The sequence below is a fragment of the Hamadaea sp. NPDC050747 genome, from assembly GCF_040654195.1.
Classification (GTDB): Bacteria; Actinomycetota; Actinomycetes; order Mycobacteriales; family Micromonosporaceae; genus Hamadaea.
Genome location: NZ_JBFAHM010000001.1, coordinates 15,734 through 38,724, shown reverse-complemented (window position 1 = coordinate 38,724; position 22,991 = coordinate 15,734). Strand labels below are relative to the sequence as shown.

19 protein-coding genes and 1 riboswitch are annotated in these 22,991 nt (G+C 69.8%); of the genes, 11 read left to right on the top strand and 8 right to left on the bottom strand.

Annotated elements, in window-relative coordinates; all coding sequences use genetic code 11:
• Nucleotides 1-34: 34 nt before the first annotated feature.
• Together purF and AB0H43_RS00170 are read right to left on the bottom strand one after the other, a co-directional pair.
• Entirely contained in the window at nucleotides 35-1,585 is a 1,551-nt protein-coding gene (gene purF, locus AB0H43_RS00175; protein ID WP_359994102.1) for an amidophosphoribosyltransferase, read from the bottom strand.
• Nucleotides 1,586-1,811: 226 nt separating this feature from the next.
• Nucleotides 1,812-2,168, bottom strand: a complete 357-nt coding sequence (locus AB0H43_RS00170; RefSeq protein WP_359994100.1) for a sterol carrier family protein — start codon at nucleotides 2,166-2,168, stop codon at nucleotides 1,812-1,814.
• 258 nt (nucleotides 2,169-2,426) lie between these two features.
• Between AB0H43_RS00170 and AB0H43_RS00165 the strand changes: the two genes are divergently transcribed.
• Nucleotides 2,427-4,355 (top strand): carboxypeptidase regulatory-like domain-containing protein, encoded by a 1,929-nt coding sequence (locus AB0H43_RS00165; RefSeq protein ID WP_359994097.1) that lies wholly within the window; start codon nucleotides 2,427-2,429, stop codon nucleotides 4,353-4,355.
• 149 nt (nucleotides 4,356-4,504) lie between these two features.
• On the opposite strand, the gene AB0H43_RS00160 is transcribed toward AB0H43_RS00165, so the two are convergent.
• Entirely contained in the window at nucleotides 4,505-5,812 is a 1,308-nt protein-coding gene (locus AB0H43_RS00160; RefSeq protein WP_359995663.1) for a DEAD/DEAH box helicase, read from the bottom strand.
• 353 nt (nucleotides 5,813-6,165) lie between these two features.
• Here AB0H43_RS00160 and AB0H43_RS00155 point away from each other — a divergent pair, with 353 nt between their 5' ends.
• Nucleotides 6,166-7,308, top strand: a complete 1,143-nt coding sequence (locus AB0H43_RS00155; protein WP_359994094.1) for an aminotransferase class I/II-fold pyridoxal phosphate-dependent enzyme — start codon at nucleotides 6,166-6,168, stop codon at nucleotides 7,306-7,308.
• Between the two features lie 9 nt (nucleotides 7,309-7,317).
• Here the strand turns inward: AB0H43_RS00155 and AB0H43_RS00150 are convergent, their stop codons facing one another.
• Nucleotides 7,318-8,724: an NlpC/P60 family protein gene (locus AB0H43_RS00150; RefSeq protein WP_359994092.1), complete on the bottom strand. Its 1,407-nt coding sequence runs from the start codon at nucleotides 8,722-8,724 to the stop codon at nucleotides 7,318-7,320.
• A gap of 151 nt (nucleotides 8,725-8,875) precedes the next feature.
• On the opposite strand from AB0H43_RS00150, the gene mqnE reads away from it, so the two are divergent.
• The 5 genes from mqnE (at nucleotide 8,876) to AB0H43_RS00125 (ending at nucleotide 13,546) form a co-directional block, all read left to right on the top strand.
• Nucleotides 8,876-10,045 (top strand): aminofutalosine synthase MqnE, encoded by a 1,170-nt coding sequence (gene mqnE / locus AB0H43_RS00145; RefSeq protein ID WP_359994088.1) that lies wholly within the window; start codon nucleotides 8,876-8,878, stop codon nucleotides 10,043-10,045.
• 49 nt (nucleotides 10,046-10,094) lie between these two features.
• A complete protein-coding gene (locus tag AB0H43_RS00140; RefSeq protein ID WP_359994085.1) occupies nucleotides 10,095-10,448 on the top strand; it encodes a DUF4229 domain-containing protein in 354 nt (117 codons plus the stop codon).
• A 52-nt stretch (nucleotides 10,449-10,500) separates the two neighbouring features.
• A riboswitch (cobalamin riboswitch) is annotated at nucleotides 10,501-10,582 on the top strand.
• Nucleotides 10,583-10,692: 110 nt separating this feature from the next.
• Nucleotides 10,693-11,616, top strand: coding sequence for an ABC transporter substrate-binding protein (locus tag AB0H43_RS00135; protein WP_359994082.1), 924 nt, complete (start codon nucleotides 10,693-10,695; stop codon nucleotides 11,614-11,616).
• Between the two features lie 77 nt (nucleotides 11,617-11,693).
• Nucleotides 11,694-12,755 (top strand): iron ABC transporter permease, encoded by a 1,062-nt coding sequence (locus tag AB0H43_RS00130; protein ID WP_359994079.1) that lies wholly within the window; start codon nucleotides 11,694-11,696, stop codon nucleotides 12,753-12,755.
• Nucleotides 12,755-13,546 (top strand): ABC transporter ATP-binding protein, encoded by a 792-nt coding sequence (locus AB0H43_RS00125; RefSeq protein ID WP_359994076.1) that lies wholly within the window; start codon nucleotides 12,755-12,757, stop codon nucleotides 13,544-13,546. The genes AB0H43_RS00130 and AB0H43_RS00125 overlap by 1 nt, the downstream gene beginning before the upstream one ends.
• Before the next feature lie 72 nt (nucleotides 13,547-13,618).
• On the opposite strand, the gene AB0H43_RS00120 is transcribed toward AB0H43_RS00125, so the two are convergent.
• Nucleotides 13,619-15,622, bottom strand: coding sequence for an AAA family ATPase (locus AB0H43_RS00120; RefSeq protein ID WP_359994073.1), 2,004 nt, complete (start codon nucleotides 15,620-15,622; stop codon nucleotides 13,619-13,621).
• Between the two features lie 162 nt (nucleotides 15,623-15,784).
• On the opposite strand from AB0H43_RS00120, the gene AB0H43_RS00115 reads away from it, so the two are divergent.
• From AB0H43_RS00115 to AB0H43_RS00100, 4 genes are all read left to right on the top strand, one after another.
• Nucleotides 15,785-16,357 carry a metalloregulator ArsR/SmtB family transcription factor gene (locus tag AB0H43_RS00115; RefSeq protein WP_359994070.1) on the top strand — a complete coding sequence of 191 codons (573 nt, stop codon included), beginning with the start codon at nucleotides 15,785-15,787 and terminating at the stop codon, nucleotides 16,355-16,357.
• Nucleotides 16,358-16,420: 63 nt separating this feature from the next.
• Nucleotides 16,421-17,725 (top strand): MFS transporter, encoded by a 1,305-nt coding sequence (locus tag AB0H43_RS00110; protein ID WP_359994067.1) that lies wholly within the window; start codon nucleotides 16,421-16,423, stop codon nucleotides 17,723-17,725.
• A gap of 98 nt (nucleotides 17,726-17,823) precedes the next feature.
• Entirely contained in the window at nucleotides 17,824-19,059 is a 1,236-nt protein-coding gene (locus tag AB0H43_RS00105) for an MFS transporter (protein ID WP_359994064.1), read from the top strand.
• A gap of 11 nt (nucleotides 19,060-19,070) precedes the next feature.
• Nucleotides 19,071-19,925, top strand: a complete 855-nt coding sequence (locus tag AB0H43_RS00100) for a menaquinone biosynthesis protein (RefSeq protein WP_359994061.1) — start codon at nucleotides 19,071-19,073, stop codon at nucleotides 19,923-19,925.
• Nucleotides 19,926-20,070: 145 nt separating this feature from the next.
• Here AB0H43_RS00100 and AB0H43_RS00095 read toward each other — a convergent pair whose 3' ends face one another.
• From AB0H43_RS00095 to AB0H43_RS00085, 3 genes are read right to left on the bottom strand one after another with little or no spacing between them, the layout of a single operon-like run.
• Nucleotides 20,071-21,027, bottom strand: a complete 957-nt coding sequence (locus AB0H43_RS00095; protein ID WP_359994058.1) for a hypothetical protein — start codon at nucleotides 21,025-21,027, stop codon at nucleotides 20,071-20,073.
• A gap of 40 nt (nucleotides 21,028-21,067) precedes the next feature.
• Nucleotides 21,068-21,961, bottom strand: a complete 894-nt coding sequence (locus tag AB0H43_RS00090) for a serine hydrolase (RefSeq protein ID WP_359994055.1) — start codon at nucleotides 21,959-21,961, stop codon at nucleotides 21,068-21,070.
• Entirely contained in the window at nucleotides 21,961-22,875 is a 915-nt protein-coding gene (locus tag AB0H43_RS00085; protein WP_359994052.1) for a hypothetical protein, read from the bottom strand. The genes AB0H43_RS00090 and AB0H43_RS00085 overlap by 1 nt, the downstream gene beginning before the upstream one ends.
• Nucleotides 22,876-22,991 lie beyond the last annotated feature (116 nt).

The window sequence follows — 22,991 nt, the reverse complement described above, 5'->3', positions numbered from 1 at the left end:
TGTTCTCTCGCGGCTGCAGCAACTGGCCGCGTGTTCAGGCTCCGGCGCGTTCCAGGGCCGCCGGGTCCTCGTTCCGGGCCGGCCCGTCATCGGACTGGTCCCGCTGCTCGGGGCGGCCGGCTTCGTCGACACGACGCCCCACCGACTCGAGCACATGCTTTCCGATCAGATCACCGGCGGGCAGATCAATCGGGTACTGGCCGTCGAAGCAGGCCCGGCACAAGCGGTTGGCCGGCTGCTCGGTGGCGGCGATGAGACCGTTCAGCGATACGTAGCCGAGGGAGTCGGCGCCGATGGCGCGACGGATGCCCTCGTTGTCCAGACCGTTGGCCAGCAGTTCGGCCCGGTCGGCGAAATCGATGCCGTAGAAGCAAGGCCACTTCACCGGCGGGGAGGAGATACGCACGTGCACCTCGATGGCGCCGGCCTCACGCAGCATCCGCACGATGGCGCGCTGCGTGTTGCCCCGCACGATCGAGTCGTCGACGACGACGATCCGCTTGCCGCGGATGACCTCGCGCAACGGGTTGAGCTTCAGCCGGATGCCCAGCTGACGGATGGTCTGCGACGGCTGGATGAAGGTCCGGCCGACGTAGGCGTTCTTCACGAGGCCCATGCCGTAAGGAATGCCGGACTCCTCGGCGTATCCGATGGCGGCGGGCGTGCCCGACTCCGGGCTGGGGATGACGAGATCCGCCTCGACCGGGTGCTCCCGGGCCAACTGCCGGCCGATCTCGGTCCGCGCCGCGTAGACGTTGCGGCCGGAGATCGTGGCGTCGGGGCGGGCGAGGTAGACGTATTCGAACAGGCAGCCCTTGGGGTCCGGGTTGGCGAACCGGGAGGACCGCAGGCCGTTCTCGTCGATCGCGATCAACTCACCGGGCTCGACCTCGCGGACGACGCTGGCGCCCACGATGTCCAGCGCGGCGGCCTCGCTCGCGACGACCCAGCCCCGCTCCAGGCGGCCGAGCACGAGCGGGCGTACGCCGTTGCGGTCGCGGGCCGCGTACAACGTGTTCTCGTCCATGAAGACGAAGCTGAAGGCGCCCTTGACGCCGGGCAGCACCTGCATCGCGGCGGCCTCGACGCTGAGGTCGGGCGTGGCCGCGAGCAGCGTGGTGACCAGGGCGGTGTCGCTGGTGGAACCGTCGACGTCGAGCCCGAGGTCGCGGATCTGCGCGGCGAGATCGGCCGAGTTCACGAGATTGCCGTTGTGCGCCAACGCGAGCGTGGTGCCGAGCTTGGTGGCCTTGATCGTCGGCTGCGCGTTCTCCCAGGTGGAACCACCGGTGGTCGAGTAGCGCGCGTGCCCGATGGCCAGATGGCCGCGCAGGCTCGCCAACGTCGGCTCGTCGAAGACCTGGGCGACCAGGCCGAGATCCTTGTAGACCACGACACCGGTGCCGTCGCTGACCGCGATGCCCGCCGCCTCCTGGCCACGATGCTGCAGGGCGTAGAGCCCGAAGTAGGTGAGCTTGGCCACCTCCTCGCCCGGCGCCCAGACTCCGAAGACGCCACACGCGTCCTGCGGGCCTGGCCGGTAGGGGTCGAGTTCGTGGCTCAACCGGCCGTCGCCTCGGGGCACCCTGCTGCTCCCAACCTAGTGCTCGATGTCGCTGATCGGTGGTCTTCGTGAGTGTCTGAAGGGCCTGAAGCTCTGGTGAAGCTCAGTCTGCCGTCGCGAGACAGTGTACGCGACTCGAGGGCCTTCACGGAAAGCCACCTTCCGGGTGCTTTCCGTGATAGTCCGACGTGAAGCGCGCCTCTGCTGATTCTGGCAGAGTTTGCAGATCCGGGAAAGAGCGAACGACTCAGACAATGGGGAGGAACGGCGATAAATCTGCGCGAATGCCGCTAGCCGCAATGCGTCCGTCCGCCACGCCGTCGGCCCAGGCGAGCCGTCCCGTCGCTACTTTGACGAAGGTGACTCCATCCATCTCCACAACGTTCGGCGGCGTGCCCCGGGTATGCCGAGGTCCCTCGATGCACTGCACCGCGCCGAACGGAGGAACCCGTACCTCCACCGAACGTCCCGGTTCTCGATCTGAAAGTACGCCCAGAATGAACCGAACGGCGTCACGCAGGGTCGTCCGCTCTGGCTCCTGATCTGCGTCGATGCAGGAAAGCGCGGTCACGAGCGCCTGGGATTTATCACGCTGTACGGACATGACTGGACGATACGACTCTGGTCAACCATGATTGGCCCCTCCCCTGGGTCGCGGAACCTTGGTCGGACAAGGCATAGTGGCGAGCGGTGCGCATCTAACGGACCGTTGCGCGTCCGCGGGGGGAGTGGAAGGAAAGGGCGGGTGACCGTGGCAACACACCGACGACGGGCCTTCTTGCTGCGTGCGGGTGTGGTCGCAAGTTTGGCGCTAGGTTCCATCCTGGCGATCGGCGCTCCCGCATCAGCCGATCCCTCGTTTGTGAGTGGTCCGTCGCTAGGCGCCACGTCCGTCGAGGTCGGCAAGTCGACCAGCCTTCGTTTCAGCGTCAGCAACGACAGTGCGTTGGCCAGCCTGGCCGTCAAGGTCAACGTCTCAGATGGCGGCGTCGCAAGCTGCAGCGGCGACTGCGAGAAGGACATCCCGGCGAACACGTCGAGTTCGTCGTTCGTCGCGACGATCAACGCCAAGTCCGAGGGCTCGACGCGCATCTACATCACGTTCAAGCAGGCGGGCGGCCCGGACGAGAAGTGGTCCAACGACTTCACGGTCAAGCCCAAGGCGGCCACGACGATCAACACGATCTCGGGGAGCGTCAAGGACGTCACCACCGGCAACAAACTCGACGGTGTGCTCGTCATCATCAAGGACCCGTCCGGCAAGACGCACAACGACACGACCGACAGCAGCGGCTCGTGGTCGTTCACCAGCAGCGCCGCTGATCCCATTCAGGCGGGCACGATCTACGTCGGCGTCAGCCTCGACGGCTACACCACGGTGACGAAGTCCTACTCGGTCGCCGCCGGGCAGTCGAAGACCGGCATCAGCATCGGCATGTCGCCCAAGGGCGCGACCGCGTCCCCGTCCGTCGAGGAGTCGCCGACCGACGAGGCGACCGTGGATCCGAACGCGACCGCCAGCGAGGATCCGAACGCGACCGAGAGCGCCGGAGCCGGTGCGGTCGACACCACCGCCACGGGCGACGACTCCGGCAGCGGCCTCTCCTGGATGATGATCATCGTCGGCGGCCTGCTCGTGCTGCTCGGCATCGGCGCGATCGCGCTGATCCTGATGCGCCGCAACAAGGACGACGACGAGGACGACGAAGACGACGAGGACGACGCGCCGGTACGACGCGCGACCCCGCCGCGTTCCGGTGGCGGTTACTACGGCGCCCGTCCGGCGGCGGCCGACCCGACCATGGTCGCCCGGTCGCCGATGAACGACGCGCCGACGACCGTGCAGCGCCCCGGTGAGTATGGCGCTCGCCCGCAGCAGGGCGGCTGGACCGGCTACGGCCAGGACGCACAGCCGACGCAGACCTATGGCAGCGGCGGCTACTCGCCGTCGGCCGGGGGCGGCGCCGGTGCGGGCACCTACGGCTCGCCGGCCGGCGGTCAGGCATACGGGAGTCCTTCGGCGGGTGGATCGACCTACGGCGCTCCTGCCGGTGGGGCATACGGTTCGCCGGCCGGCCCGTCCGCCGGTGGCGCCTACGGCTCCCCGGCCGGTGGCGGCGCCTACGGCTCGCCCGTCGCGGGCGGTGCGTACGGTTCGCCGGCTGCCCCGACGTCGGGCTACGGCTCGGGTACGCCAGGCGGCTACGGCGCGGCTCCGCAGGCTGGTGGCGGCTACGGTTCCCCGGCGGCCCCTGGTTCCGAGTACGGCTCCGGTGCGGCGGGCGGCTACGGCGCCAACGGTTCGGCGTACGGCAGCGGCCAGCAGGCCGGTGGCTACGACCAGGGCGGTAGCTACGGCTCGGCGAGTGGTGGTTACGGCCAGGGCGGCGGTTACGACCAGGGCTACGGCGCTCAGGGCGGCTACGGCCAGCAGCCGTCGGGTGCCTACGGCGACTCGGCCGGTGGCTACGGCGCCGGTGGTCAGGCCGGTGGCAGCTATGACCAGGGCTACGGCGCTCAGGGCGGCTACGGCCAGCAGCCGTCGGGTGGCTACGGCGACTCGGCCGGTGGCTACGGTTCGCAGGGTGCGTACGGCTCCGGCGCTCAGGGTGCCGGCACCTACGGCTCGGGCAGCGGATACGTCCCCGAGCAGCGTGGCGGCGGCTACGACCAGGGTGCGTACGGCGAGGCGACGCAGCGCTACGGGCAGGACTCCTACGGCCAGCAGGCCAACGGCTACGACGACCCGTCCCGGCGCGCCGACCGCCGTCTCGACTGGCTCGACGACTGACAGTGTCCACAAGCGAAGCGCGGCGGCCGGAGACGGCCGCCGCTTTCGTATTCGCAGTGCATTGCGAGGTGGAAACGATCTAGGCGAGTTCCGGCTGCCAGAGCAACCGAAACTCGCCTAGATCAAACAGCTGGGGCCCGCCGACGGGGTCAGCGGTCGGCGTACCGCTTGGGGCGGTCCTCGCGGTAGCGGGGACGACCGCCCTCACGGCCGCCGCCTTCGGGGAACCGGCGGGGCCGGTCGGAGAAGTGACGGCGCGGACGGTGCGCGGCGGCCGGGGCCGGGCGCGGCTCGTCCTTGACCGGTACGCCACTGGGCTCACGCGCGCCGGTCAGCTCGGTCAGGCGGGCGTCACCGGCGCGTACGCGGTGCTCGGCTGCGTCCTCGACGCCGGCCTTCTGGAGCATGGCCTGCGTGCTGCGACGCTGCTTCGGCAGGACGAGCGTGGCGACCGCGCCCGACTCGCCGGCCCGAGCGGTGCGGCCCGCCCGGTGCAGGTAGTCCTTAGGGTCGCGCGGCGGGTCGACGTGCACCACCAGGGAGACGCCGTCGACGTGGATACCGCGGGCGGCCACGTCGGTCGCGACGAGGACGCTGGTGCGGCCCTCCTTGAACTCCGCGAGGGTACGCGTCCGGACCGCCTGGCTCTTGCCGCCGTGCAGGCCGCCGGCGCGTACGCCGACTTCCCGGAGCTGGTCGACGAGCCGGTCGACGGCCGCCTGCGTACGCGCGAACAGCATCGTGCGGCCCGACCGGTTGGCGATCGAGGCGACCACGCGGAACTTGTCGGTCGGCGGGATCATCAGCATCAGGTGATCCATGGTGGTGACCGAAGCGGCCGGCGGCGCGGTCGAGTGGGTGACCGGGTCGGTCATGAACCGCTTGACGAGCGTGTCGACGTCGCCGTCGAGGGTGGCGGAGAACAGCAGCCGCTGGGCGCCCGCCGGTGTCTTGTCGAGCAGCTCGGTGACCTCGGGCAGGAAGCCCATGTCGGCCATCTGGTCGGCCTCGTCGAGGATGGAGACCTCGACGTCGTCGAGCGAGCACGCGCCGCGGTTGATCAGGTCGCCCAGTCGGCCCGGCGTCGCGATCAGGATGTCGAGACCGCGCTCGAGACCGGAGATCTGGCGGTCATACGGAACACCGCCGACGGCGGTGGCCAGGAACAGGCCGACCTCCCGGCCCAGCGGCCGGAGCGCGTCGGCGACCTGCATGGCCAGTTCCCGGGTGGGAACCAGGATCAGGCCCTTGGGACGACGCGGGCGGGCGCGGCCGCTGTCGGCGATGCGGGCGAGAGTCGGCAGGCCGAAGGCGAGCGTCTTGCCCGACCCGGTCTGGCCCCGGCCCAGCACGTCTCGCCCCGCGAGGGCGTCCGGCACGGTCGCGGCCTGGATCTCGAACGGATGGGTGATGCCTTCGCGGGCCAGGGCCCGGACCAGCTTCTGCGGCAGGCCCAGCTCGGCGAAGGACGCCTTCCCAGCCGACTCGGAACCGGCGGTGTCCGGCTCGACGTCGAAGACGGACGGGAAGGTGGAGGGATCTGCGAAACTCAAGGTGCTCCTCGGTACTCGAACGTGGGGTATTCCATGGAGGTATCCCCGCGTCCGCGCGGCCGCCCAGGGGGCATGCCGCCAGCATTCTTCTCGCAGGAACACACATAGAAAACGCGTGCCGATGGGCACGCAACAGAAGCCAGTGTACGTGCTCGGCTGCCCTGCTTGTCCGAAAAGGCGCACGCAATGGGGAAAGAGTGGCTGGGCTCACCCATCGGCCCGCCGGAGGACGCCCGGAACGTGGGAAGATCGGAACCATGGCCGACCCGTTCAGCGCGGTCACGCCGGCGATGCTGCGCCGGCGTACCAGTGTGAAGTGGCGCACATACCCCGAGGATGTTTTGCCGGCGTTCGTGGCCGAGATGGATGTCGACCTCGCCGAGCCCGTCCGCGCCGCGCTGGAGGAAGCCCTGCGCCTCAGCGACACCGGCTATCCCGCCGGAGACGGATACGCCGAAGCGCTGAGCGCGTTCGCCGGTCGCCGGTGGGGCTGGGCTTTCGAGACGGCGCAGACGTCGCCGGTGGCCGACGTCATGACCGGGGTGGTCGAAGCACTTCGGCTCGTCACCGGCCGGGGCGACGCCGTGGTCGTCAACCCGCCCGTGTACTTCCCGTTCTTCGGCTTCGTCGAGCACGCGGGCCGCCGGATCGTGGAGGCGCCGCTCGGGCCGGACGGGCGGATCGACTTCGCCGTCCTGGAGGCTGCGTTCCGTCACGCGGCGTCGGCGGGAAGTCGGGCGGCGTACCTCTTGTGTAATCCGCACAATCCCACGGGCGCCGTGCACACTCGCGCGGAGCTGGAGCGAATCGCGCAGCTCGCGCACGGTTACGGCGTTCGGGTGGTGGCGGACGAGATCCACGCGCCGCTCGTGCCGGCCGGCGCGTCGTTCGTGCCGTACCTGAGCGTGGACGATCGCGGCATCTCGCTGATGTCGGCGTCGAAGGCCTGGAATCTGGCCGGCCTGAAGGCGGCGCTGATGATCGGCGGCGTGCAGGCCGTGGACGACGTACGCCGTCTGCCCGAGCACGTCGCGCACGGGACGAGTCACTTCGGCACCATCGCGCACACGGCGGCGCTGCGCCACGGCGAGGCGTGGCTGGACGACCTGCTCGTCGCGCTCGACCACAACCGGCGTCTGCTCGGCGAACTGCTGTCCCAGCAGCTGCCGGAGATCGGCTATCGCGCGCCCGAGGGCACCTATCTGACCTGGTTGGACTGTCGAGCGCTCGCCATCGAGGGCGAGGCCGCAGACTTCTTCCTGGAGCGGGGCCGCATCGCGTTCGCGCCCGGCCGCAAGTTCGGCACCGGCGGCGCGGGTCACGTCCGCGGCACCATCGCGGCGTCGACGGAGTCCATCGCCGACGGTGTCGCGCGGATGGTGGCCGCGCTCACCGCCTGATCAGCGGGACTACGGGGTCGGCGTGGGAGTCGGCTCGGTGCTGACGGCGGACTGCGTGTTCGGCGGGCTCGTGGTCTCCTCGGTGCCCGCCGTCGTCTCGTTGGGCGTCGGCGAGTCGCTCGTCTCGACAGGCGTCGGCGAGTTCGTCGTGGGATCGGGCGACGGCGTGGTCTGCGTGGGCGACGGAGAGGTCGTCGTCGGTGAGGTCGTGGCCGACGGAGAGGACGAGGACGGCGTGGTCGTCGGCGTCGTGGTGCGGGTCGGCGTCGGGCTCGTCGTCGGGACCTTGATCGCCGCGTAGACGCGGGTCGCGCCGAAGAAGTGCGACCACCAGACGTTCGAGATCTTCACGACGTCACCCGTGGTCGGGGAGTGGATCATCTTGCCGTTGCCGAGGTACATCCCGACGTGATGGATCGAGGCCGGGTTGTTCGGATCTTCGCCGAAGAACAGCAGATCACCGGGGAGCAGGGCGTATCGGGACACCGAGGTGTCCTTGGTGCCCTGGTACTGGTCGCGCGAGACGCGCGGCAGCGTGTGCCCGGTCGACCGGTACGCCGCCCACATCAGACCCGAGCAGTCGTAGTGGTCCGGGCCCTCAGCCCCCCACACATAGGACTTGCCGAGCTGCTTGAGCGCGAAGTTGACCGCGGCGAGCGCCTTGGGGCTCGCCTTGAAGCCGGAGAGCGCGTCGGTGTTGAGGTACTGCTGGCCGAGCGCCTGTTCGGCCGCCTCCTGTTGACGCAGGATCTGCGCGACCTTGGCGGCGTTGCGGGTCTTCAGCTCCAGCATGGCGGTGCTGCGCTGGTTGTAGCTGACCTCCGTGGTGGCGAAGCGCTGCTTCGTCTCCGCCTCGTTCTTCTGCGCCGTCTCCAGCGCCGTCTTGGTCCGCTCGTACTCCGCCTTGGCCAGCGCCAGTTCGTGGGCCGCGCCGGAACTGTCGTGCACGGGGTCGTCGGCGCGCGGAGCGAGCCCGCCCAGCCCCAGGTTGGGCAGGCCGCCGGACTGCACGTAGGCGTCGGACGCGGCCGAGGCGAGGGCCTTCTTCGCCTTCGCCAACCGGTTCTCGGCCTCGGCGAACTCGTACTGCGCGTAGATCAACGCGTTGGTCGTGGTGGAGACCGCCTGCTTCAGCTCGTTCAGCTGCTCGGCCAGGACCGAGACCTCGGTCTGGATCGCGTTGAGCTGAGCGGCGAGCGCGGCCAGGTCGTTGCCCATGGTGCCACCGGCCGCCGGTACGCCATAAGGCAACTGCAACGGACCATTGGGGACAGGAAGGACGCCGCCGTCGGGCACCTTCTGCGCCGCAGCAGTCGTGGTCGTCGGCTCGGCGGCGGCCGGAGCCGCCACACCGGTGACGATCGCTGCCGTGAGCAGCGCAGACAAACGTGCCGCGCCAACGCGTCGTCGCGTCATGTGTCTTCTCCCCGAGGTCCCGCCGGATGCGTCCGGTGTGCCGCCTTCGTTCATAGCGCACCCGGCGGTGAAAGTCGACACCCGCGCGAGTAAGGACCGGTGAACCGCCGGGTAATGTGCAGGACGGAGACGAGCTTGGGAGGCGCAGCGGATGGACGCGGGGCTGAAGCGGGAGCTGGAAGAGAAGGTCTACGTCGGCGAGCGGCTCACCCGCGCCGACGGTGAGGCGCTGTACGCCAGCGACGATCTGGCCTGGCTGGGCCGGTTGGCGCACCACCGGCGCACCGAGAAGAACGGCGACCGGGTGATGTTCAACGTCAACCGGCACCTGAACCTCACCAACGTCTGCACCGCCAGTTGCGCGTACTGCTCCTTCCAGCGCAAGCCGGGGGAGAAGGCCGCGTACACCATGCGGGTCAAGCAGGCCGTCGAGAAGGCGCTGGAGATGAAGGACGAGCAGCTCACCGAGCTGCACATCGTCAACGGTCTCCACCCGACGCTGCCGTGGAAGTACTACCCGCGGGTGCTGCGCGCGCTGAAGGAAGCGCTGCCCGACGTGTCGCTGAAGTGCTTCACCGCGACCGAGGTCCAGTGGTTCGAGAAGATCTCCGGCCTGCCCGCCGACGAGATCCTCGACGAGCTGATCGACGCCGGCCTCGCCTCGCTGACCGGCGGCGGCGCCGAGATCTTCGACTGGGAGATCCGTCAGCAGATCGTCGACCACGACTGCCACTGGGAGGACTGGTCGCGGATTCACCGGCTGGCCCACGAGAAGGGGCTGCGTACCCCGGCGACCATGCTCTACGGGCACATCGAGGAGCCCCGGCACCGGGTCGACCACGTGATGCGACTGCGGGAGCTGCAGGACGAGACCGGCGGCTTCGTGGTCTTCATCCCGCTGCGCTACCAGCACGACTTCCACGACAGCGCCGACGGCATCGTCCGCAACCGCATCCAGGCCAAGACCACGATGGCTTCTCCGGCCGAGTCGCTGAAGACCTTCGCCGTGTCGCGGCTGATGCTGGACAACTTCGACCACGTCAAGTGCTTCTGGGTCATGCACGGCCTGTCGGTGGCCCAGCTCTCGCTCAACTTCGGCGTGGACGACCTGGACGGCTCGGTGGTCGAGTACAAGATCACCCACGACGCGGACTCGTACGGCACGCCGGACACGATGCACCGTGAGGACCTGCTCACCCTGATCCAGGACGCCGGGTTCCGGCCCGTCGAGCGCAACACCCGCTACGAGGTGGTACGCGAGTTCGACGCGCCGATGTCGCTGGCCGACCGGCGGCGCGAACCCCAGCAGGTCTGGGCGTAGGGCCCGGCCACTGGTCCACCCCCGCCCAGCAGCGCGTAGGCTGCTGGGCGTGAGTCCTGCTGTCAAGTACACGCTCGGGCGCATCGGCCTGTTCGTCGCGGCGTTCCTCGTGCTGCTGCCGTTCCCGCTGAGCATCTTCCTGAAGCTCGTCCTCGCCATCCTGGTTTCGGCGGTGCTGAGCTGGTTCGTCCTGCGCGGCTGGCGTGAGCAGTACTCCCTCCAGCTGCAGAACGCGGTCGAGCGTCGCAAGACGGAGAAGCAGAAGCTCCGTTCCGCGCTCGCGGGCGACGACTCCCCGCACGCGGGCGACGACGCGCCGGCTGCCGAGCGGCCGGCCGCCCAGGACGAGCCGGACCACCCGACCGACGCCGAGCAGTCGGCCACCAACAGCGAGCAGCGCTGATTTCGCCGAGCATCGCCGGTGCGTTAGCCTCTGGCTGACCGCGGTCAGCGAAGCCGGTGCGAATCCGGCGCTGTCCCGCAACTGTGATCCCTCCCCGAAGCGACCCTCGGTCGCCTCGGGTCGGTCGAGCCAGGTCGCCTTGCCGCGGTCGCGAAGTAACGCTCTCGAGGAAGGGCGTCTCGCGGGCAGGCGACCCTTTCACCCCTGTCGGCGGACTCACCCCTCGACCGACAGGAGGAATTCGATGTTGAGAAGACGCGCGCTCGGCCTCGTCGCCGGTCTCGCCTTCGGTCTGGCCGCCTGCTCCACCGGCAACGGCGGATCGGCCACGTCCACCCCGACGCCCACGAATGCGGCGTACCCGGTGACGGTCGGCAGTGTGACGCTCGATAAGCAGCCGGCCAAGATCGTCTCGCTCGGGCCGACGGCCACCGAGATGCTCTACGCCGTCAACGCCGGTACGCAGGTCGTCGCGGTCGACGACCAGTCCAACTACCCGGCCGGTGTGCCCAAGACCGACCTCTCCGCGTACAAGCCGAGCGCCGAGGCGATCGCCGCGAAGAACCCGGATCTGGTCGTCCTCACCAACGACAGCGACAAGATCGTCGACCAGCTCAAGGCCCTGAAGATCCCGACCTTCCTGGTTCCGGCGGCGGCGACCCTCGACGAGGCGTACGCCGAGATCACCGATCTGGGCAAGCTGACCGGCCACGCCGACGACGCCGCCAAGGTCGTCAGCGACATGAAGTCGAAGCTCGACACGATCGTCAAGTCGGTCAAGCAGCGCTCCAAGCCGCTGACCTACTTCTACGAGGTCTCGCCCGACCTCTACTCGGCCACCTCGAAGACCTTCATCGGCTCGATCTTCACGCTGCTCGGCCTGCAGAACGTGGCCGACGCCGCGGACGCCGACGGCAAGGCCTTCGGATATCCGCAGCTCTCGGCGGAGGCGCTGGTCAAGGCGAACCCCGACCTGATCTTCCTGGCCGACGCGAAGTGCTGCCAGCAGACCGCCGGCACGGTCAAGGCACGGGCGGGCTGGGCCGGCATCACCGCCGTCAGCAAGGGCCAGATCGTCGCGCTCGACGACGACATCGCCTCCCGGTGGGGGCCGCGGATCGTCGATCTCGCGCAGACCGTCGCCACCTCGGTAAACCAAATCCCCTGACGCGCCAACAGTGATCATTGCGTCAGCCAGGTTGTCGAACCGGGCAAATCACAGCCCGAAACAGCGTGGCTGACGCAATGATCACGAGAGGAGGGGTGGCGATGGTGGAAGAGGTAAGGCCGGCGGGGCTGCGGGCGGTGTGGCTGCTCGCCGCGATCGCCGTCCTCGTCGTCGCGGTCCTCGCCGGTATCGCCCTGGGCCCGGTCGGCCTGCCGCCCGGCTCGGTCGCGATCGAGCTGCTGAACCTGATTCCCGGCGTACACCTGAACTCGGGGTTGAACGAGCGCGAGATCGCCATCATCACGGATCTGCGCCTGCCGCGCGTGGTGCTCGGGCTGCTGGTCGGCTCGATGCTCGCCCTCGCCGGCGCGAGCTATCAGGGCGTCTTCCGCAACCCGCTCGCCGATCCGTATCTGCTCGGGGTGGCCGCCGGCGCGGGTCTCGGCGCCACGCTCGCGATCGCGCTGCGAGGCGGCATGTGGACCAGCGTGCCGATCTTCGCCTTCGCCGGCGCGCTGCTCGCGGTCGGCCTCACCTATCTGCTCGGCATCGCGGGCGGCCGCGACCGCTCCGGCAGCACGCTGATCCTCGCCGGGGTCGCGATCTCGGCCTTCCTCGCCGCCATCCAGACCTACGTGCTGCAGCGCTACGCCGACAGCATCCGCGAGGTCTACTCGTGGTTGCTCGGCCGTCTCGCGACCGGCGGCTGGCACGACGTGATGGTCATCATCCCGTACGCGGTAGTCAGCGCACTGGTTGTGCTGGCCCTGCGCCGGGAGCTGGACGTGTTGAGCGTCGGCGACGCGGAGGCGGCGAGCCTCGGGCTGCATCCCGGACGGTCACGGCTGATCCTGGTCGCGGCGGCCAGCTTGGCGACCGCCGCCGCGGTGGCGGTCTCGGGGCTCATCGGTTTCGTCGGGATCGTCGTCCCGCACATCGTGCGCCTGCTCACCGGCTCGTCGTATCGGGCGATCCTGCCGCTGTCGATGATCTACGGCGGGGCGTTCCTCGTCGGCGCCGATCTGATCGCCCGGACGGTGGCGGCGCCGACCGAGCTGCCGATCGGCGTGGTCACCGCCTTCGTGGGCGCACCCTTCTTCATCCTCGTGCTCCGGACGACCCGGTCGGCGAGGCTGTGATGCTCCAGCTCCGCGGCTTCGGCGTCGTCCTCGACAAGGCCACCATCGTGGCCGAGGTGGACCTCGCCGTCTCCGCCGGTGAGTGGGTCACGATCATCGGGCCGAACGGCGCCGGGAAGTCGACCCTGCTCCGGGCGGTCCTCGGCGAGTACGCCCACGCCGGCGAGGCGGCGCTCCAGGAGACCTCGATCGCGGGGATGAACCGCCGTGAACGCGCTCGGCGGATCGCCGCAGTGGCACAGTATCCCGTCGTCCCCGCCGGGATGACCGTGCTCGATTACGTCCTCCTGGGGCGTACGCCGCACATCCCGACCCTTGGCCGTGAGTCGGCTACGGATCTGGCGGTCGTGCGGGACGTGCTGACCCGTCTGGATCTGGACCGGTTCGCGGGTCGAGAGCTGCAGACGCTGTCCGGCGGTGAGCGTCAGCGGGTTTTCCTCGCCCGCGCGCTGGCGCAGCAGGCGCCGTTGCTGCTGCTGGACGAGCCGACCAGTGCCCTCGACATCGGCCACCAGCAGGAGGTCCTCGAGCTGATCGACGCGCTGCGCCGGGAAGCCGGGCTGACCGTGCTGGCGACGATGCACGACCTGTCCGCCGCCGGGGAGTACGCCGACCGCCTGGTCCTCATGGACGGCGGCCGGATCGTCGCCGACGGCCCGCCCGACCATGTGCTGACCGAGGATCTGCTCGCCAAGCACTATCGGGCCCGCGTACGCATCATCCCGGGCGAGCACGGCCCCCTCGTCGTCCCCGTCCGCGCCGCCCCTCCACCTCCGACCCCCTTCGCGTGATCATGAACTATCGGTCGTGATCGACCGGCGTGGCGTGTCCCGGGCACCCTGATCAACTCCACGCGAGCATGATCAACTGACAAGAGCAGCGGGGAGGGGGCGGTCGTGGAGCACGGTCAGCGTCGTGACGGCCCGGGTCAGGACGACGTAGAGCCGGTGCAGCCCACGGGCCTCGGCTTCGACGATGGCGGCCGGTTCCACCACGATCACGTGGTCGTACTCCAGACCCTTCGCCAGCGTCGCGGGCACCACGGTCAGCCGGGAGTCCGGATCGTCGTCGTCCAACGAGGTCGGGGCGTACTTCGCGAGCGCGCGGGTGACCGAGTCGACGGCGTCGTGGGCGCTGATCACGCCGACGGAGCCGGGCTGCGCCAGGGCGGCCTCCACCGCCTCGGCCAGCGCCTCGGGGTCGGCCGTCGGGCGGATGGCGAGCCAGCCGTCGGGCCGTAGGGACTGCGCCGGCGGCACGTCGACGTCCAGCGCCGGGAGCAGCCGGTTCGCCAGCTCGACCACCTGCTCCGGTACGCGGAAACCGGTGGTCAACGGCGTGACCCGGGCGTCCGGCTTACCGAGGTGGTCGAGGGTGTCCTGCCATTGCCGGGCAGCCCAGGGCGCGGTGCCCTGAGCCAGGTCGCCGAGCAGCGTGATGGAGCCGTGCGTACTGCGTCGCGCGATCGCGCGGGCCTGCATGGGGGACAGATCCTGCGCCTCGTCCACGATGATGTGGCCGAACCCGCTCGGGCGTTCGATCAGCCCGGCCGCCTCGTCGAGGAGGACCAGGTCGGCGGCGGTCCACTTGGCCGACTTCGCCGTCTTCGGCGGCTTGGTCCAGCGGAGGGTGTCCGACTCGGACTCGGTCAGAAGGTCGTGCGTGGGGGCGGTGAGGAACTCGAAGACCAACTCGGCGGGGGTGATCGCGGGCCAGACGTGGTCGAGCAGCTCCACGACCGGTTTCGCCTTGGCCATCCGGCGCCGCCAGGTCTCCCCGGGCGAGTCGCCTCGGCGGGCCTCGGACTGCCGCAGCAACAGGTCGACGACCCGGGAACGGACATGCTCCCGGCCCAAGGCGTACGGCGGTGTGCCGCGGCGCACGTCGTCGACGATCCGGGCGAGCACACCGGCGTCGACGCGCCACCGGTAGGAATCGTCCGGCACCGTCAACGACTCGTGCGGCTTGCGTACCCGTCGCCAGAGCAGATCGTGCAGCGCCTGCGCGAGTCGCGGGTCGTGCTTGAGCGCCTCGGCCTCGGGCGTGTCCGTCGCGCGGACCTCGACCGTCGCGATCAGATCGTCGACCGTGGACTGGCTGACCTCGATCTCGCCGAGGGCCGGGAGGACGGCGGCGATGTAGCGCAGGAACGCACGGTTGGGCCCGAGGATGAGCACCCCCGCGCGCCGGAGCCGCTCGCGGTGCAGATAGAGCAGGTACGCCGCGCGGTGCAGGCCGACGGCGGTCTTCCCGGTGCCCGGCGCTCCCTGTACGCAGATCGACTCCTCCAGCGCCGCTCGGACGAGTTCGTCCTGCTCCGGCTGGATGGTGGCGACGATGTCGCGCATCGGGCCGACGCGGGGCCGCTCGATTTCGGCGGTGAGGATGGCGCTCTTCGTGCCGAGCTCCTCGCCCAGCGTCAGGTGCTCGTCCTCGAAGCTGGTCAGTTCGCCGGCGTTGAAGCCGAAGCGGCGGCGGACCGCGATGTCCTGTGGATCGGACGCGCTGGCCCGGTAGAACGAGCGGGAGACGGGCGCGCGCCAGTCCAGCACCAGCGGCTCCCCGGCGGCGTCGGTGACGTGCCGTCGGCCGATGTGGAAGGCGTGACCGGCGCTCTCGGCGTCGGCGGCGTCCGCCCCGAAGGTGAGTTTGCCGAAGAACAGCGGGGTGGTCGGATCGTCGGCCAGCTCCTTGATCCGCTTGGCGAGGGCACGGCCGAGGGTCTCGGCGGAGTAGGGGTCGCCGGCGACCTTGTCACCGGTGGCGAACAGGCCCTCGACGTGTTCGCGCATCGCCTTCAAGGCGGCTCGGCTGACGGTCAGATGGGTACGCTCGGCGGAAAGGTCGTGGTCGAGCTCGGGCGTCACTGCTACTCCCTGAAGGCAGGTCGGGCCGCCCGGCGCTCCGCCCGTTCGTGCGAGGTCGGGGCCGCGTGGGACCCGCCGGGCGGTGTCGGCTGTGCCATTCATCGGGATGAGCGGACCATCCTACTCGCGCGGATTCGTCCGTCGGCAACCTATTATTCGAGCGTGCCCGGGGACACCACTCACAAGATCACCGATCCGTCGGTGATCCGGGCGCTGGCGCACCCGGCCCGGCTGGCGATCCTGGAGTATCTCGGGTCGACCGGGCGGGAGATCACCGCGACCGAGGCGGCCGAGGTCGTCGGGCTCAGCCCGAGCGCCACCAGCTACCACCTCCGGGCCCTCGCCAAGGCCGGGATCATCCACGACGCGCCCAGCCGCGGGGACGGCCGGGAACGCGTCTACCGCGGACCCGGTGAGACGCACATCGAGGTGGACACCGGCGCCGCCGACGAGCCGGAGATGAAGGCGCTTAAGGAGCAGCTGCTCGACCTCCTGCTCGCCCGGAGCCAGGAGCGGCTGACCCAGTGGCGCCACCACTACGAGGCCGAGCCCGAGGCCTGGCGCGAGGCGACGGTGATCAACGAGACCATGATCATGGTCACCGCCGATGAGCTGACCGACCTGACCGAGCAGATCGCCCAGCTCGTCGGCCGGTACCGGCGTAGCGCGCGGCAGGACGACGCCCCCGAGGGAGCCCGGCTCGTGTCGATGCTCGTCCGCGCACTTCCGCAGTAAGCCGACAGCTGTCCTCGTACCAGGGGACTTGTGTGCGCAGATGTGAAAATGTATTTTCGCAATATGTCTTTCACATCTACGCGGTGGCGCGACGTGTGGATCGCGGCGGCCTCCAACGCCGTGACGAACCTGGGCTCCTTCCTCGTGCTGACCACCCTGATGCTCACGCTGCAGGAAGAGGGTCAGGGCGGCCCCGCCGTCGCGGCGGTGATCATCGCCGAATCGCTGCCGATCGTGCTGCTCGCGGCGATCACCGGGCGGCTCGCCGACCGCGTCGACTCCCGTCTGCTGCTGCTCGTGGCGGGCGGCGTCCAGGTCGGGGCGTGTCTCGCCTTGTCGGCTGTGGACGGCATGGCCCCTCGGGTCGCGCTGCTGACCCTGGTCTTCGTCGGGACGGCGATCGCCCAGCCGGTGCGGCAGGCGCTGATGATGACCATGGCGAGCCGGGCGGACCTGCCCAAGGTCAGCGGCATCGCCCAGACCGCCGCCTCCATCGGCGCGATCGCCGGGCCGGCCGTCGCCGGGTTCGCCCAGGACGGACTCGGTACGCAGACCACGCTCCGAGTGGCGGCGGCTGCCTTCTCCGCGACGATCATCGCGGGGCTGCTGTTCCGGACCCGCCGGGGTGGCGACCGGCTGCCCGCCGAGGCGCGTACCCAGACCGGCCCGGTGCGGATGGACAGCCTGCTGCGGGTGGTCACGATCGGGTTCGCCATCGTGGTCGGCTGCATCGCCGCCGCCAACGTCGTCGAGGTCTTCTACGTCAAGGCGACGCTGGGCGCTTCGAGCAGTGCGTACGGGTTGATCAACAGCATGTGGACGGTCGGGATGATCGCCGGCACCTGGATCACCGCACGGCTGATCCGGCGGGCGGGGGACACCGCGATCGTGGTCGGCGCCTTCGGCGCGCTCGCGTTGACCTGCGCGGTCCTGGCGATGGCGTCGCAGGCTCCCGCGGTCGCCTGGATCGTGCCGTTGTGGCTGCTCGGCGGCGGCCTCAATGGGGCGGAGAACGTGCAGGTCTTCACGGTCTTCGGCCGTCGCGCCCCGGAGCACGCCCGCGGCCGGTTGTCCGCCCGGCTCAACGCCGCCGTCCAAGGCGCCGCCCTGTTCGGGTACGCCATGGGCGGGCTCGTCCTCGAGTGGTGGCAGCCCCGGACCGTGCTGCTCGTCGGCGGAGTGCTCGGGGTGGCGGCGGTCGTCGCCATCGCGCCGTGGATCCGCGCGTCCGTCCGGCGTGAGCGTCGACAGCAGACTCAGGACCGTGAGCTGCAGATCACGGATCCGGGTCGAATCTTGCCCCAAGATTCGACCGAGAACCCTGATCCAGTGCTCGATGGGGGCTCGTCCGGCGCTCGACGGGGCTGATCCGGCGCTCAACGGTGCGGGCTCGGAAGACAAGCAGCAAGCGGCGTCAGCCAAATAGCGGACAGCGAGCGTAACCCCCGGAAAGCTAGGGTCACCGGATGCGTAAGTCCGCCTGGCTCGACGTCTGGGTCATCGCCGTTTCGCAGATCGTCTCGGGGTCGGGGGCGTACCTCGCGCTCACCACGCTCATCCTGACCTTGCAGGACACCGGCGCGACCGGTCTGGCGGTGGCGGGCGTGACGGTGGCGGCGTCGCTGCCGGTCGTGGCGCTCGCGCCGATCACCGGGCGGCTCGCCGACCGGTTCGACTCGCGGATGCTGATGGTCGTCGCCGGTGTCGTCCAGATCGTCGGCTGCCTGCTGCTGTCGTTCGCCGGGAACACCGTCGCCCGGATCGCGTGCGTACTGCTGATCTATGCGGGGACCGCGCTCGGGCTGCCCGTCCGGGCGGCGCTTCTGCCAGTGATGGTCACCGAGGAGGACCTGCCCCGGGCGGGCGCGATCAACCAGTCCGCCACCGTCATCGGGTCCATGTTCGGCCCGCCGATCGCCGGGTTCGCATACCACGCGGTCGGGTCGGCCCCGGGCACGCTGCGCTGGGCGGCGGTGGGATTCCTCGCCACTGTCGTCGGCGGGCTCGTCGTGCGTACCCGCCGGGGGAAGCGGATGGGCGACGACCACCCGGCGGCAGCCCGCGCACCGCGACCGCCCATCGACCGCATGCTGAAGGTGGTCTTCATCGGACTCGCCGCCGTCGTGGGCGCGATCAGCGCGGTCGACGTGGTGGCGGTGTTCTTCGTGCGCGAGACGCTGGAATCGTCGGCGCAGACCTATGGCCTCATCATGGCGACCTGGCCGATCGGCATGATCGCGGGCGCCTGGGGCCAGGCGAAACTCGCGGAGAAGGCGCCCGACGCGCGCCTCAGCGGCTGGCTGTTCGGCTCGCTCGCGATCACCGCGGCGGGAGTCGTGCTGCTCGCGGCGGTCGGGTCGGCACCGTGGATGGTGCCGATCTGGCTGGCCGGCGGCCTCCTCAACGGCGCGGCCAATGTGCTGGTCACGACACTGGTCGCGCGGCGTTCGCCGGTCGCAAACCGCGGCCACGTCGCCGCGATCATGCAGGCCGCGGTCCAGGCGTCGCTGCTCGCGGGCTACCTCGTCGCCGGTCTCGCGCTGACCGCGCACCTCACCCCCCGCACGATCATCCTGGCGTGCGGGATCCTCGCGGTGGTCACCGTCGCGATCATCTCCCCCTGGGTACGCGCGGCGGCGCGGTCGTCGGAACTGGTCACGACGCCGGTCCTCGCCGATCGGGTGCCCCAGCCGCAGGAGTAGCCTTCGGTCACGTGAGCGAAGCAGCCGTACGCCGGCCCCGGGTGGGGCACATCCAGTTCCTGAACTGCCTGCCCCTCTACTGGGGCCTGATGCGTACGGGCTCGCTGATCGACGTCGACCTCGTCAAGGACTCCCCCGACCGGCTGAACTCCGCGCTGGTGGCGGGCGATCTGGACATCGGTCCGATCTCGCTGGTGGAGTACCTCCGGCACGCCGACGAGCTGCTCATCCTGCCGGACATCGCGGTCGGCTCGGACGGGCCGGTGCTCAGCGTCAACCTCGTCTCGACGGTGCCGCTCGACCGGCTCGACGGCGCCCGGGTGGCGCTCGGGTCGACGTCGCGTACCGGGGTGTTGCTGGCTCAGCTGCTCCTGGAGCAGCGGCACGAGGTGAAGCCGACGTACTTCCGGTGCCCGCCCGACCTCGGTCAGATGATGCTGGAGGCGCCGGCCGGTGTGCTCATCGGCGATGTGGCCCTCCGTGCGCTCTACGAGGCACCCCAGCGGGGACTGACCGTCACCGACCTCGGCGCCGCCTGGCGAGAGTGGACCGGGCTGCCGATGGTGTTCGCCGTCTGGGCGGTACGCCGGGAGTTCGCGGCCGCCCATCCGGGCCTGGTGAAGGACGTGCACGAGGCGTTCCTGCGCTCGCGGGACCTCTCGCTCGCCGAGATCGACGAGGTCGCCGAGGCGGCGGCGCGCTGGGAGCCCTTCGACGCGGCCACCCTCGCCGGCTACTTTCGTACGCTCGACTTCTCCCTCGGGGAGCGGCAGGTCGCCGGGGCACGCGAGTTCGCCCGGCGGGCGGCCGACGTCGGAGCGGCGCCTGCGCTGGGCCCGGACGGACCGGCCTTTTTCGCGGCCTGACCGCGCGCTCGCAGCTTCTGCTGCGCTTCCGTTTCGCGCTGGATCAGGGATCCGGGTCGAATCTTGGACCAAGATTCGACCGAGAACCCTGATCCAGCGCGGGAGAAGACCGGCGCGGAGGTGGGCCGGGAGGACGGTGGGTGGGTCAGGCTGCTGGTGCCGGCGGCTGGTAGGTGAGCTGCTTGGCCACCGTCGCGCAGACCTTCGCCGCCGCGGCCAGCCCGGCCGAGTCCTTCTGGCCCAGCGAGGACTTCACCGGCTTGATCCGGACCTGGACGGCCAGCACCCAGTCGTCGTGGACGGCGAGACAGTTGACGTGCCAGAGCACGTCCTTGTAGAGCATCGTCCAGCCGTTCTTGATGCTCGTCTCGGGGACGAGGTTCTTCGGCAGCCCGTCGATGATGCCCCAGTGGCCGCCGCCGGTGGTCTTCTGCTGGTCCTTGGCGGCGGTGGTGCCCTGCACCTGCTTCATCAGCGACAGGACGTGGTCGGTCCACTTCTCGCCGGCGGCCCGCCCGTCGCCGACGCACAACCCGAGCCGGACGGCGTCCTGCGCCGTCATCGTCGTGTACGCCCAGCCCATGCTGTTCGCCTTGGTGTTCTTGAGCCCACAGGTCTTGATCATCCGGCCGATCGTCGCCGAGCCGCCGTCCTGTTTGTACAGCCAGGTCGCCGAATTGTCGTTGCTGTTGATGATCGCCGTCTTGACGTAGTTGAGGGCGGACGTGGTCGGTTCCTTCGCGCCCAGGCGGCGTAGATAGTCGGAGACCAGCCACGTCTTGATCATCGACTCGGTCGAGTTCGTCTTGGTCGCGCTGTTGGCCGACCCCGTCATCTTGCCGGTCCGCCGGTCGTAGAACGCCCAGGCGAAGAACCCGCCGGGCGGCGTCGTCACAGTGACCGGCTGGTCCCCGTTGAGGGTCGGCGGCGGAGGCGGCTCCGGCGACTTGGTCGGCGACGGCGACACCGACACCCCGCCGCCCGAACCGCCGGCGTGCTTGGCGGTCGGGTCGAGCTTGGCGTACACCGCCGTGCCGACGAGGCCGACGCCGACGATCACCGCGCACGTGGCGAGGACCAGGGGAAAGTTCCTGCGCGCCAAGAAAGACTCCGAGGGGTGACGGGGTGAGAGGGGTAAGGGGTCAGTTCTTCAGGGCCGCCGCGACCTGCTTGCAGATGCCTGCACCGTAGGCCTCCCCGGTGGAGAAGCTCAACGGGTAAGAGGTCATCACGCCCATCGACCATTTGTCGCCGATGGCGAGACAGTTCACGGTATAGGTCTGCGTGGCTTGCCGATCGACCCAGCCGTTCTTGATGGCAATGGTCTTCGCGATGTCGTCCGGGAACGCCTTCTTGATGCCCCAGGTGCCGAGGATGGTTGTCCGCATCTTCGTCAGCAACCAGGGCGTCCACTTCTCCCCGGCGGCCTTGCCGGACGCGATGCACGCGCCCAGCTTCGCGGTGTCGTACGCCGACAGCAGAGTGTTGCTCCAGTTGTCGTCGGCCTTCGAATCCTCAAGGTTGCACATGGAGATCATGCGTTTGGTCGAGGCCGAGTTGCCGACCGCGCTGAACAGCGTGCTGGCGGCGTTGTTGTCACTGCGCTGCACGGCTTTGGCGGCGAGGTCGAGGTAAGTGGAGCTCGGCGTCTTGCCGTTCTCCGCCTGGCGGCGCAGGTAGTCCGCGGCGATCCAGGCCTTGATCATCGACGCCGTCTTCTGGGTGTCGTGCATGTTGTCCGAGCCGTAGATCTTGCCCGTCCGCAGGTCCATCAGCGCCCAGGAGTACTTCCCGGTCATCTTGACCTTCACCGGATGCGGCCCCACCAATAGGTCCGACATGTTCGCCGGCACGGTCTGGCCGGTCGGGGACGGCGCCGCCGACGGTTCGCCGGTGGCCTCCGCCGACGGGCTGCCGGTCGATTGGGCCGCCGCCGGACGTGCCGTCGAATGAGGGAAGGCGGCGTACACGGCGGCGCCGCCGAGCAGGATGGCGGCGACTGCGAAGGCCAGGAGCCAGCCGGATGCCTTGGACATCAACCCTCCGCGGAGGCCGGTTGGTAGACGAGTTGCCGGGTCACGGACTCGCAGACGTTCGCCCCGTACGCCAGACCCAGCTTGCCGGGGTACTTCACCTGCACGGCGAGCGTCCAATCACTGTGGACGGCGAGGCAGTTGACGTGCCACTTGCCGTCCGCGTTGATCAACGTCCAGCCGTTCTTGATCGCGGTGTCGGATTGAAGCTGCGCGGGCAGGCCGTCGATGATGCCCCAGCGGCCGCCACCCCAGGTCGCGTGCTGGTCGGCGGTGGCGGCGGTCCCGCGTACGTGCTCCATCTCGTTCAGCAGATACGACGTCCACTTGTCACCGGCCGCCGTGCCGTCGGCGATGCAGGCGCCCATCCGGGCCGCGTCGCGGGCGGTCAGCTGCGTCATGCTCCACCAGCCGCTCCGGAGCACCGGCCGGTCGACGAGGTCGCACGTGCTGAACAGCCGCTTGATCGACGCGTTGCCGCCGTCCTTGAGGTACAGCCACTGGGCGGAGTCGTCGTTGCTGTCGCGGATGGCCGTCGACATCTTCTGCTTCTCGGCCGTGGTCGGATCCCGGTCGCCCAGCCGCCGGAGGAAGTCGGCGACGAGCCAGGCCTTCACCATCGACTCGGTGGTGTTGTGGTAGGTCGTCGAGTTCGCCGACCCGGTCGTCTCACCGGTCGTCCGGTCCAGCAGCGACCAGGCGTACGCGGCGCCGGAGGCCAGCTGCACCTGAACCGGGGTGGTCTCACGCAACGTCGGCGGTGGCGGCGGCTCCGGCGACTTGGAGATCGACGGCGAAGCGGGCGCGAACGGCAGTCCGGCCGCCCGCGAGGGGGTCAGGGTGGTGCCCAGCAACAGGCCGAGGCCTGCGACGACGCTCAGACAGGCCACGACGAGCAGGGCTCGGCGCGTGAGCATGAGGGGGTTACTCCGGGGGTGATGTATCGGGGGTGGTCGGGGGGTCCTTCTGGAGCACCCCACCCTAGGCCATCAGCGTCGGAAGCGGCTACGCCGAGGCTGGGCGACGGCCGGGG